The organism is Bartonella sp. AA1HLJMS (assembly GCF_042197445.1).
GTDB lineage: Bacteria > Pseudomonadota > Alphaproteobacteria > Rhizobiales > Rhizobiaceae > Bartonella.
Genome location: NZ_JBHIRW010000003.1, coordinates 68,160 through 80,567, shown reverse-complemented (window position 1 = coordinate 80,567; position 12,408 = coordinate 68,160). Strand labels below are relative to the sequence as shown.

9 protein-coding genes are annotated in these 12,408 nt (G+C 37.0%); 6 read left to right on the top strand and 3 right to left on the bottom strand.

Annotated features, from left to right (window positions below):
* The first annotated feature begins 63 nt into the window (after window positions 1-63).
* The 3 genes from ACFIQE_RS02055 to prfB all read left to right on the top strand — a co-directional run bounded on the left by ACFIQE_RS02055 (window position 64) and on the right by prfB (window position 5,225).
* Window positions 64-1,293, top strand: coding sequence for an N-acetylmuramoyl-L-alanine amidase (locus tag ACFIQE_RS02055; protein WP_375707226.1), 1,230 nt, complete (start codon window positions 64-66; stop codon window positions 1,291-1,293).
* A 168-nt stretch (window positions 1,294-1,461) separates the two neighbouring features.
* Window positions 1,462-3,927, top strand: a complete 2,466-nt coding sequence (locus ACFIQE_RS02050; protein WP_375621237.1) for a penicillin-binding protein 1A — start codon at window positions 1,462-1,464, stop codon at window positions 3,925-3,927.
* 169 nt (window positions 3,928-4,096) lie between these two features.
* A protein-coding gene (prfB, locus tag ACFIQE_RS02045; RefSeq protein ID WP_375706738.1) for a peptide chain release factor 2 occupies window positions 4,097-5,225 on the top strand; the annotation gives its coding sequence in 2 pieces (ribosomal slippage) (window positions 4,097-4,165 and window positions 4,167-5,225; 1,128 coding nt in all).
* Window positions 5,226-5,563: 338 nt separating this feature from the next.
* Here prfB and ACFIQE_RS02040 read toward each other — a convergent pair.
* The 3 genes from ACFIQE_RS02040 to ACFIQE_RS02030 all read right to left on the bottom strand — a co-directional run bounded on the left by ACFIQE_RS02040 (window position 5,564) and on the right by ACFIQE_RS02030 (window position 8,497).
* Window positions 5,564-6,049, bottom strand: a complete 486-nt coding sequence (locus ACFIQE_RS02040) for a peroxiredoxin (RefSeq protein WP_375621239.1) — start codon at window positions 6,047-6,049, stop codon at window positions 5,564-5,566.
* Between the two features lie 190 nt (window positions 6,050-6,239).
* Window positions 6,240-7,493 (bottom strand): tyrosine--tRNA ligase, encoded by a 1,254-nt coding sequence (gene tyrS, locus ACFIQE_RS02035; protein ID WP_375621240.1) that lies wholly within the window; start codon window positions 7,491-7,493, stop codon window positions 6,240-6,242.
* 323 nt (window positions 7,494-7,816) lie between these two features.
* The gene (locus tag ACFIQE_RS02030; protein ID WP_375621241.1) at window positions 7,817-8,497 is read right to left on the bottom strand and encodes an alpha/beta hydrolase; all 681 of its coding nucleotides are present in this window, start codon (window positions 8,495-8,497) and stop codon (window positions 7,817-7,819) included.
* Between the two features lie 160 nt (window positions 8,498-8,657).
* Between ACFIQE_RS02030 and ACFIQE_RS02025 the strand changes: the two genes are divergently transcribed.
* From ACFIQE_RS02025 to sufC, 3 genes are all read left to right on the top strand, one after another.
* Window positions 8,658-9,833 (top strand): cysteine desulfurase family protein, encoded by a 1,176-nt coding sequence (locus ACFIQE_RS02025; RefSeq protein ID WP_375706739.1) that lies wholly within the window; start codon window positions 8,658-8,660, stop codon window positions 9,831-9,833.
* Between the two features lie 139 nt (window positions 9,834-9,972).
* Complete coding sequence (sufB, locus tag ACFIQE_RS02020) at window positions 9,973-11,484, top strand: Fe-S cluster assembly protein SufB (protein ID WP_375613439.1); 1,512 nt, start codon at window positions 9,973-9,975, stop codon at window positions 11,482-11,484.
* A gap of 159 nt (window positions 11,485-11,643) precedes the next feature.
* A complete protein-coding gene (gene sufC / locus ACFIQE_RS02015) occupies window positions 11,644-12,399 on the top strand; it encodes a Fe-S cluster assembly ATPase SufC (protein ID WP_375621243.1) in 756 nt (251 codons plus the stop codon).
* The last annotated feature ends 9 nt before the right edge of the window (window positions 12,400-12,408 follow it).

Below are 12,408 nucleotides of genomic sequence, written 5' to 3'. Positions count from 1 at the left end.
TTGGTGTATCGTTTTATGTAACCAAGATAAATTATTACAAAGGTAATGTAGAGTATTTTGCTTATGATAAGAGTTTTTTTTACCAAAAAGCTGAAAACAGCTTATGGGGATGTTATTGTGCTCGTCACATACTTTTTATTATCTTTTTTGCTACTCCAAACTAGTGTTCAAGCCGCAGATCCTCTGAGACTTATTAATTTTCGAACCATTGGTGATAGTATTCATACGCGTATTATTGCGGTTTTTAATTCAAAACCAAATGTTCGTTTACAGATTTTGGACAGGCCCGCACGTTTGATTATCAATTTACCTACAATTGACTTTTCGATGCAAAATACGCCTTTAAAGAAACGGAATACATTATCCGTTATGCTTTCAGATGTGCGTTATGCTTTCTCTGACATACAGACTTCACGCATTATTTTGACAAGTAAAACGGCTTTTGTGGTTGAAAAAAATGTCGTAAAAAAATTAAATAATGGTTTATGGCAGTTGCTGATTGATATTCGTAAAAGTACACAAGAAAAATTTGATGAGATATTAAAAAAACAGCAAAGAAGCAATTTTGATACAAAAACACAGTTAATGCCAGCATATAATTTCCGTGTTGTTCTTGATCCTGGTCATGGTGGTATTGATGGTGGTGCACGGGGTGTTACTGGAATTTTAGAAAAAGATGTGACTTTAGACTTTGCGCGTGCATTGCGAGACGAATTACAAAAGGATTCTCATATTACCGTTGCTTTAACACGAGATTCCAATATTTTTTTAAGACTAAGTGAAAGAGTTAAAAAAGCGCAAGAGTTTGATGCTGACCTTTTTATATCTATTCACGCAGATACGATTGATCTACATTCTCTTCGCGGTGCCACAGTGTATACCATATCAGATAAAGCCTCTGATGCCATTGCAAAATCTTTGGCTGAAAGTGAAAATAAAGTTGATTTGCTTGATGGTTTGCCTGCAGATGAAACGCTCGAAGTTACAGATATTTTGATGGATCTTACACGACGTGAAACACATACATTTTCGGTTAATTTTGCAAATAGTGTTATTTCAAGTTTATCAAAGAATCATATTAACTTGATTAATAACCCACATCGGTATGCTAATTTTCAAGTTTTAAGAGCTTCAGATATACCCTCAGTCTTGATAGAGATAGGTTATTTATCCAATAAAGAGGATGAAAAGTTATTAAATGATCCTCATTGGAGAAAACAAATGGCAGCCTCTATTGCTCATTCTATTCGTCAATTTGCTGATTATAGGCAGAAAATGATACAGCCTCTTTAAATTTATGAGAAAATAGAGTATCAATATGGGCTTCTAATGTACCCTGGTATAAATAAAAGATAGAAAACAATTTCTCTTGATCTCAATCTTGTGGTGATATCCACTTGGTGTGTTTGAAGTAACGTATTTTTTCTTTAATTAATTCTTAAGAAAGCGATAGCCATTTTTATGATGATTTTTTTAAGATATCTTCTTCGTTTTTTTATTGCTATTGGACTTTATGGTGCAATAACGTGGGGTGTTATGACCAGTGGTCAAGCAAATGCACTCCCTGATTATGAAGTTCTTTCACTTTATGAGCCGCCGGTAATGACCCGTGTCCATGCTTCTGATGGCCGTCTTATGGCAGAGTTTGCAACAAAACATCGCCTCTATTTACCGATTCAATCAATACCAAAGCTTGTTATAAATGCTTTCATTTCGGCTGAAGACAAAAACTTTTATCATCATTTTGGTTTAGATCCTGAAGGACTTTCTCGAGCTTTGATCAATAATATTCGTAATATTGGTTCTGGAAGACGTCCAGAGGGTGCATCAACTATAACGCAACAAGTCGCTAAAAACTTCCTTTTAAGTTCAGAAACAACGTTAGAACGTAAATTTAAGGAAGCTATTTTAGCAATGCGTATTGAGAAAACTTATTCAAAAGATCATATTCTCGAGCTTTATCTCAATGAAATTTATCTGGGTCGTGGCACTTATGGCATAGCTGCTGCTTCTTTGACTTATTTCAATAAATCCGTCAATGACCTGACGCTAGAACAATGTGCTTATTTGGCTGCTCTTCCAAAAGGACCAGCAAATTATGATCCATTTAAGAATACACAACGTGCTATTGATCGGCGTAATTGGGTTATAGACCGGATGATTGCAAATGGATATGTAACGCGTGAACAAGGTGAAAAAGCGAAAGCTAAACCTTTAGGAGCGACAATCCGTGGGAGTGATAGCTATGTTTTTGCAGCTGATTATTTTACTGAAGAAGTACGGCGTCGTTTAATACATCGCTATGGGGCTAAAACACTTTATGAAGGTGGGCTTTCCATTCGTACAACGCTTGATCCGCATTTACAACTTATTGCGCGACGTGCTTTGCACGATGGATTAATTAGATTTGATCATGCGCAAGGATGGCGTGGAGCTTATGCGCATATTGATGAGAAAGGTGATTGGGGGGCAGAACTTGCAGATATCATAGGGCTAAGTGATGTTCCTGAATGGCGTTTAGCTGTTGTTCTTTCTACTAATCCCAACAAAGTAGAGATTGGTTTACAGCCACAGCGCGAAGCTTCAGGTATATTATCAAAAAAACGGGAAATTGCTGTTTTATCTGAAGCTAATTCAAAATGGGCACTCCATGTTGTAAAAGAAAATGGTTATCGAAAAACTGTTCAGAATTTATCTCATGTTCTGCAAGTTGGGGATGTCATTTTTGTTGAAAAACTATCCAATACAAACAACACTTATCGTTTACAACAAATTCCAAAGGTTGAAGGTGCAATTGTTGCTATGGAACCTCATACAGGGCGCGTTCTTGCTATGGTGGGAGGATTTTCTTTTGCCGCATCTGAATTCAATCGTGCAACCCAAGCTTACCGCCAACCGGGGTCTGCTTTTAAGCCTTTTGTTTATGCAGCAGCTCTTGATAACGGATATACACCAGCATCCGTTGTTTTAGATGGCCCCATTGAAGTTCGTCAATATAATGGTGAAGTTTGGCAACCCAAAAATTATGGTGGTACCTTTGCAGGACCTTCAACGTTGCGTTACGGTATTGAGCATTCTCGTAATCTTATGACAATACGGCTTGCCAATGATATGGGAATGCCTCTTGTCGCTGAATATGCAGAACGCTTTGGGGTGGTAGATAAATTGCAGCCTTATCTTCCCATGGCTTTAGGGGCTGGTGAAACAACAGTATTACGGATGGTTACAGCTTATTCCGTTATTGCCAATGGCGGACGCTCTATTAAACCTTCTCTGATAGACAGAATTCAAGATCGTTATGGGAAGACAATTTATCGTCATGATGATCGTATTTGCGAAAATTGTAATACGAATTCATGGAATAATCAAAGTGAGCCCACATTGATTGATGAGCGAGATCAAGTTCTTGACCCTATGACGGCTTATCAAATTACCTCGATGATGGAAGGGGTTGTTCAGCGTGGTACTGCGGCACGTTTACGTTATCTTAATCGACATATTGCCGCTAAAACAGGAACAACCAATGACTCTAAGGATGTCTGGTTTATGGGATTTACTCCTGACATTGTCGTTGGTATTTTTGTCGGTTATGATCAACCAGCTTCGTTAGGATATAATGGAACAGGAAGTTCATTAGCTGCACCTATTTTTGGTGATTTTATGGCAGATGCTCTTAAAGGGAAGCCAGATGTTCCCTTTAAGATGCCAAAAGGTATGATTTTAATGCCAATTAATCGGAAAACAGGAATGCTTGCCGAAAGAGGAGATCAAGATGTCATTATAGAAGCATTTAAACCAGGGACTGGTCCTGCTGATATATATCAAGTTATTGGGAGTACAAATTCTTTTCAAGAAGGTGTTCCTGCAGTAACGACTTCTCCACAAGTCAACAAAGCACTTGAAAGTGGGACAGGTGGCCTGTATTAATCGACAAAATCTCCTTTTGCCATGAGTCATGGTTTTTATCTTTTTTTACAATGTCGGTTCTATAAATAGAGTGATAGAACTGTACCATTTTCTGATAGCAGCTATTAAATTTGTATAAAATGCTAAGAGACACAACCAAAAAGAGTTTTTTAAAATACGGTGTTAAATTATGCGAGCAGAAATAGAAACATTAGTTGATGAAATCCAGAAAGCAATACAATTGCTAAGGGGGCATCTTTGACTGGGATCAATCACTAAAGCGTCTTGAATATCTTAATCAAAAAGCGGAAGATCCATCATTATGGGATGATGCACAACGAGCACAGGATATGATGCGTGAGCGTCAACGTCTTGATAATTCAATCAATGGTCTTTTATCATTTACAAAAACACTTGAAGAATGCATTGAGCTTATTGCGATGGGCGAAGAAGAAAGTGATGTGGAAATTATCGCTGATGCAGAAAGATCAATACGTAATCTTAAAAATGAGATAGATAAAAGGCAAATTGACGTACTTCTTTCAGGAGAGGCAGATCCGAATGATACCTATTTAGAAGTTCATGCTGGAGCAGGGGGAACAGAAAGCCAAGATTGGGCTTCTATGCTCTTACGTATGTATATGCGATGGGCTGAACAGCATGAAATGAAGGTTGAGATTTTAGAAATTCATGATGGAGAAGAGGCAGGAATAAAGTCAGCGACTATTCTTGTAAAAGGGCATAATGCTTATGGAATGTTAAAAACAGAATCAGGTGTTCATCGCTTAGTGCGGATTTCTCCATTTGATTCGAATGCAAAGCGCCATACTTCTTTTGCGAGCATTTGGGTTTATCCAGTTATTGATGACAATATTGAAGTTGATGTTTCAGAGGCAGATGTGCGTATTGATACATATCGTGCATCTGGAGCAGGAGGACAACATGTTAACACGACAGATTCTGCTGTTCGCATCACACATATAAAAACGGGTATTGTTGTTCAATGTCAAACAGAGCGTTCTCAACATAAAAATCGCGCTACGGCTTGGTCGATGTTGCGTGCACGGCTTTATGAAGAAGAGCTTAAAAAAAGAGAAGAAGAAACCAATGCTGCTGAATCTTCTAAAACAGAAATCGGATGGGGACATCAAATTAGATCTTATGTTCTTCAACCCTATCAGCTTGTCAAAGATTTGCGTACAGGAATTGAAAATACGGATCCACAATCCGTACTTAATGGTAATTTAGATGCATTTATAGAGGCAGCACTCGCACGGCGCATTTATGGACAAGACAAAAAAATTGAGGATATTCGTTAATTATATATCCTTCCTTCAAGCCATATAGATTTTTTCTTAAGCTGTTCGTTTCATGGATGCTGTGATGTTATATAGCCTTTGATACTTTAAAGGTTTAAAGGGGGATTTTCTTGTTCCTTTCTTCAACTTTTTCTCACACGCTAATTCTGCTTATGATATTGCAAGTGATAGGAAGAATCTGAAATCAGAAAATTTTGCGATATTCGGGGGACTAATATAAATGTAAAACAATTCATTATCCTTATAAATCAATATATTGTAAAAATTGAATCCGTTGAAAAACTAAAATCAATTAGGGAGAATAACTTTTGCTTTTGAAGGTAAATCAAACACTCAATTTACAAGTTACCATTATGATATAAAAGTGTTGCAGTAGCTAAAACATTTTCAACATGCCCAGATACGCTTACTTTGCGCCATTCTTCTGCTATTATTCCATTTGCATCAATTAAAAAAGTGCTCCGTTCAACTCCCATATATTTGCGTCCATACATGCTTTTCTCAACCCAAACACCATAAGCTTCGAGGGTCGTTTTTTCTTCATCAGAAACCAAGATGACATCAAGTTCATGTTTTATTTTAAATTTATCATGTTTTTTTACATTATCTGGAGAGATTCCAATAACAGAAACACCGATTTCATCAAATTTCATCTTTAATTTTGTGAAATCAAGTGCTTCACTTGTGCAACCACTGGTGTCATCTTTTGGATAAAAATATAAAACAACAGGCTTTCCTTTAAAGTCAGAAAGACACACTGTCTCACCTCCATCGCGCGGCAAAGTAAAATCAGGAGCAAGAGCACCTTTCATTGGTCTTGTCATTGTTTTCATCTTTCTTTTTTGTGTAACAGGTATAAAATATCAGAGTACACAGAAGAAAAGAACTATTCAACTCTCTAGAATTTTATCGTTTTGAAGAGACTTTTATTTCCCTAACAAAATTCGCCCTATCACAACGATTGAATTGAAAGAACAAGCTCGACGTGAACAACATAAACAAAACAGCAAAAGATTATACTGGTTTCATCACAACATGTTTTTTCTTACCAAAAGAAAGTTTAATGGTTCCTTCTGCACTGACATCCCCTTCAATAATAAGATGTGTTTCATCCTCAATAATTTGATCATTTACACGGACACCTCCACCTTGAACGTGTCGGCGTGCCTCACTATTAGATCTAGCGAGTCCTGCTTGTACTAAAAGAGTGAGCAATCCAACACCTTTTTTTAATTCTGAGGCATTAATTTCAACAGTTGGAAGATTTTCTCCCAGAGTTTTTTCTTCAAACGTCTTGCGAGCCGTTTCTGCTGCTGCATCAGCAAAAACACGTCCATGCAACATTGCTGTAATTTCTGTTGCAAGAATTTTTTTTGCTTCGTTAATTTCAGTTCCTTGTAATAGAGAAAGTTTAAGAATCTCATCCATCGGCAATGGAGTATAGAGCTTTAGAAATCGTGTTACATCAGCATCTTCTGTATTGCGCCAGTATTGCCAAAATTGATAAGGTGAAAGTTTATCCGCATTTAGCCATACAGCCCCATTCAATGATTTACCCATTTTGGCACCGGAAGAGGTTGTCAGCAATGGTGATGTTAACGCATATAATTGCGGTGTTCCTAAACGATGTCCTAATTCGATTCCGTTAATAATGTTGCCCCACTGATCAGAGCCCCCCATTTGCATACGCAACCCATAACGTTTATAAAGTTCAACAAAGTCATAAGCTTGCAGAATCATATAATTAAACTCTAAGAATGACAAAGAGTGCTCACGCTCAAGTCTGAGTCTGACAGAATCAAATGACAACATACGGTTGACAGAAAAATGCTTTCCTACATCACGCAAAAATTCTAAGTAGTTTAAATTGCATAACCATTCAGCATTATTCACAATACAAGCATCGGTTTCTCGGTCACCGAATGTCAAATAGTTAGCAAATACCTTTTTAATACCATCAATATTTGCAGCAATATCATCTTGTGTCAGAAGGCGTCGCGCTTCGTCTTTGAAAGAAGGATCACCAATCAATCCGGTTCCTCCACCCATTAAAGCAATGGGGCGATGACCCGTTTTTTGTAACCAATAAAGCATCATAATCTGAAGAAGACTTCCAGCATGTAAACTCGATGCTGTTGGGTCAAATCCAGTATAAGCGCTTACAGTTTCTTTTGAAAAAAGATCATCTAAGCCTTTTTCATCTGAAATTTGGTGGATAAAACCACGTTCGCTCATAATGTGTAAAAAATCAGATTTAAAGGCAAACACAGATTTAATTTCCTAATTTAAGAGTGCATTTATTGTATATAATAGGCGATTATATAACGAATTATTAATGCGGTATCTATCATAACTGACGCACACCTCACAAGAGAAAGAGACATATTGGTAGTATAAAGATAATAATACAAGTATTATTATCTTTATACGCTAAAAAAGAGACTTCTTAGTAATAGAAAAAAGGTATTCTGTTATTCTCATTTCTATCCTGAAATAAAATTTAGAAAAGTTTTAAATGCAGACTAAAAAAATTACTTTGTTATGATCAGAGACGATTTTTGCTAATTTTTTTATAAATCTATCGTATTTTCCTAAGTTAGTGAAAGTATTTCAGGAGGAGGAGCGAGAAGTTCATTGGAGGTATGGTTATCCAAATAGTGGGCACATCGCTCAATAAGTTTTTCATGACATCCACTGAAAAAGTGATTAGCCTCTTCCAATATTTCTTGTGTAATGATGATACCTTTTTGTGTTTTTAATTTATCGACAAGTATTTGAACATCTTTTGGAGGGGAAACTTTATCGATACCGCCATGAATGATAAGTCCAGAAGAGGGACAAGGTGCAAGAAATGAAAAGTCATAAACATTAGGCTGAGGGGCAACTGAGATAAATCCCTCAATTTCTGGTCGGCGCATTAAAAGCTGCATACCAATCCATGCTCCAAATGAGTATCCTGCTACCCAACAATTTTTAGAGTCTGGATGTTGTGTTTGAACCCAATCGAGAGCAGCAGCAGCATCTGAAAGTTCTCCTATTCCATAATCAAATTCACCCTGACTACGACCAATACCACGAAAGTTAAAACGTAAAGTTGTAAAGCCACGTTGTTGGAACATATAAAAGAGGTCATAGATAATTTTATGATTCATAGTTCCACCAAATTGGGGATGAGGATGCAAAATGATCGCAATGGGTGCATTTTTTTGTTGTGAAGGTTGATAACGCCCTTCGAGCCGACCCGCGGGACCGTTAAAAATAATTTCTGGCATAAAATGCTCCTTAATGCAATAAAGGGCTCTCTTTGACCCTAGTCGACTTTTACCATAGAATCTCTTAAATAATTATTAGATATTCTTTTTTTAGTGCACTTTTCAAGAAAAATGCGCTATTTTTTCAATCAATTCATAAGATTAATGATTGCGATGTAAAATGGTTATAAAACGCCGATATTTTGATCATAACGCAACAACACCGCTCAAAAAAGTGGCACGGATGGCGTTACTGGAATCTTTAGAGATATTTGGTAATCCATCATCGGTTCATAAGGAAGGGCGTGCCGCTAAAACTTTGTTGCAAAAGGCCCGTCGGCAAATCGCTGAAAATCTTAAAACAGATCCAGATCACGTGGTATTTACCTCTGGTGCGAGTGAAGCTGCAATGACTTTGTTAACACCCTTTTACAATATGGGGAAAGCAAAAGTTAAATTTTCTCACCTTTACCTTGGAGCGACTGAACATCCCTCTGTTGCAGAGGGAGGACGTTTTTCTAAAGAGTTGATAAGCGTCATTGATGTTGATCAAGATGGGCTCATACAACAAGATAAATTAACATCACTCTTAACGGTTCACGATAAAACAACAGGTTTACCTCTTGTTGCTATTCAAGCTGCAAATAGTGAAACGGGTGTTATTCAACCGTTAACAGAAATCGCCGCTATTGTTCGGGATTTAGGAGGCACTCTTATAGTTGATTTAACACAATATGTAGATAAAAATTTTGTGGATATTCATCAGCTAGGAGGAGACTTTTTTATACTGTCTGCACATAAAGTTGGCGGTCCTAAAGGAATCGGTGCTTTTGTTTCATGTGGTAATCTTCTCATGCCACACCCTCTTATTATTGGGGGAGGACAAGAAAAAGGTCTCCGTGGAGGAACAGAAGCATTGCCCCTTATTGCTGCTTTTGGGGCAGCAATGACTGATTGCTTCACACAGGAGGAAATAAAACAGTTAATATATTTACGCAATAAATTAGAAGCTGGACTACAAAAAATAAGTAAAAATGTTGAGATTTTTGGCAAAAGAGTTCAACGTTTGCCAAATACAACTTACTTTACCGTGAAAAATATAAAAGCTGAAACGATGCAAATTGCTTTTGATTTAGAAGGGTTTTCTTTATCATCCGGCTCTGCCTGCTCTTCAGGAAAAGTAAAACAAAGCAAAGTGTTGGAGGCAATGGGGTATCATGTTCCAAATGGTGCCATTCGCATTTCGCTAGGACGTGGCACAACTTCTGAAGATATTGATGATTTTCTGTCGTTTTTTTCTCAAATTATAAGCAGGAAAAAAGGGGAAGATTTATCATCAGAAAGTTATAAAAATTAGAATTATTTTAAAAATAAAATAAGTTTGATTGAAATTTTTGCGCTTTACCTATAGCCTAGGAGATAACTTGCTTACTTTAATCTTGTAAAAAACAAGACTTTAGTTACCGGTTTTTGACGCCAAAAAATGGAGAAAATTGATGCCGGCAGTACAAGAAACGATACGCCAAGTACGTGAAATAGATGTTGACCAATATAAATATGGTTTTGAAACCAATATTGAAACCGATAAAGCTCCAAAAGGCTTAAATGAGGATATTATCAAATTTATTTCCGCTAAAAAAAATGAGCCTGAATGGATGCTAACATGGCGCTTAAAAGCTTACCGCCGTTGGCTGACGATGCAAGAGCCTCATTGGGCGCGTCTTGAATATCCTAAAATTGATTTTCAGGAGCTTTATTATTATGCTGCTCCCAAAAATCATACAGGACCAAAATCTTTGGATGAAGTGGATCCTGAGTTATTAGCAACGTACGAAAAACTTGGCATTCCCCTTAAAGAACAAGAGATTTTGGCAGGAGTAAGAAAACAGTCTGATCCCTCCACTTTTGATGACAGTATGTCTGTATCGGGGCAGGTGGCTGTTGATGCAGTCTTTGATTCTGTTTCTGTTGTAACAACATTCAAAAAAGAGCTGGCACGCGCCGGTGTGATTTTTTGTTCTATTTCAGAGGCGATTATTGAACATTCTGAGCTTATTAAAGAATATTTAGGAACAGTTGTACCTATAAGTGATAATTATTATGCGGCCTTAAATGCTGCTGTCTTTACAGATGGTTCATTTGTTTATATTCCCAAAGGGGTTCGTTGTCCTATGGAGCTTTCAACTTATTTTAGGATTAATGAACGCAACACTGGCCAATTTGAACGAACATTGATTATCGCCGCTGAAGATTCCTATGTTTCTTATCTTGAAGGGTGTACAGCACCCCAACGTGATGAAAACCAACTTCATGCTGCTGTTGTTGAGCTTATTGCCCTTGAAAATGCAGAGATTAAATATTCTACAGTACAAAACTGGTATCCTGGCGATAAAGATGGCAAGGGTGGTATTTATAATTTTGTGACGAAGCGTGGAGATTGTCGAGGTGATAGCTCTAAAATTTCATGGACACAAGTTGAAACCGGTTCTGCGATTACTTGGAAATATCCATCCTGCTTACTCCGTGGTAATAATGCGCGTGGAGAATTTTATTCTATCGCTGTTGCAAACGGTTATCAACAAATTGATTCTGGTACAAAAATGATTCATTTGGGAAAGAATACATCCAGTCGCATTATTTCCAAAGGTATTTCTGCAGGTTTTTCAAATAACACTTATCGGGGACAAGTCACAGCGCATCGAAAAGCACAAAATGCGCGTAACTTTACGCAATGTGATAGTTTGTTAATCGGAAATGATTGTGGTGCGCATACAGTTCCTTATATTGAAGCAAAAAATGCAACAGCTCAGTTTGAACATGAAGCCACAACATCAAAAATTTCTGATGACCAACTTTTTTATGTTATGCAAAGAGGAATTCCCGAAGAAGAAGCTATCGCATTAATTGTAAATGGTTTTGTAAAAGAGGTCATTCAAAAACTTCCCATGGAATTTGCTGTCGAAGCACAAAAGCTTATTAGTATTAGCCTTGAAGGTAGTGTTGGATAATTTTATTTAATTAGATAAATAGAAGACTTTATGTAAAAAGGCTGTAACGGTAGCACATAATGCTAAAAATGACCTCTATGGTAATTACAAAAGTAGATGGATGCTAAGGTAAAATAATACGCATTGATATCTGAAAAACAGCCAAAACAGGATTAAATTATGTTAGAGATCAAAAATTTGCACGCCCGTATTGCTGAAACCGATACAGAAATTATTCGTGGTTTAAACTTGACAGTTCAAGATGGAGAAGTTGCCGCTATCATGGGACAAAATGGAGCCGGAAAATCAACTTTATCTTATTTGCTTGCTGGTCGTGATGATTATGAAATAACAGAAGGAGCTATTCTCTATAATGGACAATCACTTTTAGAAATGGATCCAGCAGAACGTGCTGCATATGGTGTTTTTCTTGCATTTCAATATCCAATGGAAATACCAGGGGTAGCAACAATGGAATTTTTAAAAGTTGCGATGAATTCTCAACGCAAAGCGCGAGGTGACGAAGAACTTAAAATTCCTGAATTTATAAAATGTGTTAAAGAAGTTTCAGCCAAACTTGAAATAGATATGGATATGCTAAAGCGTCCATTAAATGTAGGTTTTTCAGGTGGAGAAAAAAAACGCGCTGAAATTTTACAAATGGCACTTCTTGAACCTACACTTTGCATTTTAGATGAAACGGATTCTGGTTTAGATATTGATGCACTAAAAATTGTTGCAGATGGTGTTAATAAACTTCGGGATTCAAAACGTTCATTTTTGGTGATTACCCATTATCAACGGCTGCTTAATTATATTATTCCTGATACGGTACATGTTCTTTATAAAGGACAAATTATCAAAAGCGGTGATAAATCCTTAGCGCTTTATTTAGAGCAAAATGGGTATGCTGATCTTATTAGGGAAGCGGTTTGAGGTTATTAA

Coding starts and splice junctions, on each gene's coding strand:
- sufB (WP_375613439.1), top strand. CDS start 9,973: ATGCCGGCAGTACAAGAAACGATACGCCAAGTACGTGAAATAGATGTT.
- sufC (WP_375621243.1), top strand. CDS start 11,644: ATGTTAGAGATCAAAAATTTGCACGCCCGTATTGCTGAAACCGATACA.
- ACFIQE_RS02055 (WP_375707226.1), top strand. CDS start 64: ATGATAAGAGTTTTTTTTACCAAAAAGCTGAAAACAGCTTATGGGGAT.
- ACFIQE_RS02030 (WP_375621241.1), bottom strand. CDS start 8,497: ATGCCAGAAATTATTTTTAACGGTCCCGCGGGTCGGCTCGAAGGGCGT.
- ACFIQE_RS02025 (WP_375706739.1), top strand. CDS start 8,658: ATGGTTATAAAACGCCGATATTTTGATCATAACGCAACAACACCGCTC.
- ACFIQE_RS02050 (WP_375621237.1), top strand. CDS start 1,462: ATGATGATTTTTTTAAGATATCTTCTTCGTTTTTTTATTGCTATTGGA.
- ACFIQE_RS02040 (WP_375621239.1), bottom strand. CDS start 6,049: ATGACAAGACCAATGAAAGGTGCTCTTGCTCCTGATTTTACTTTGCCG.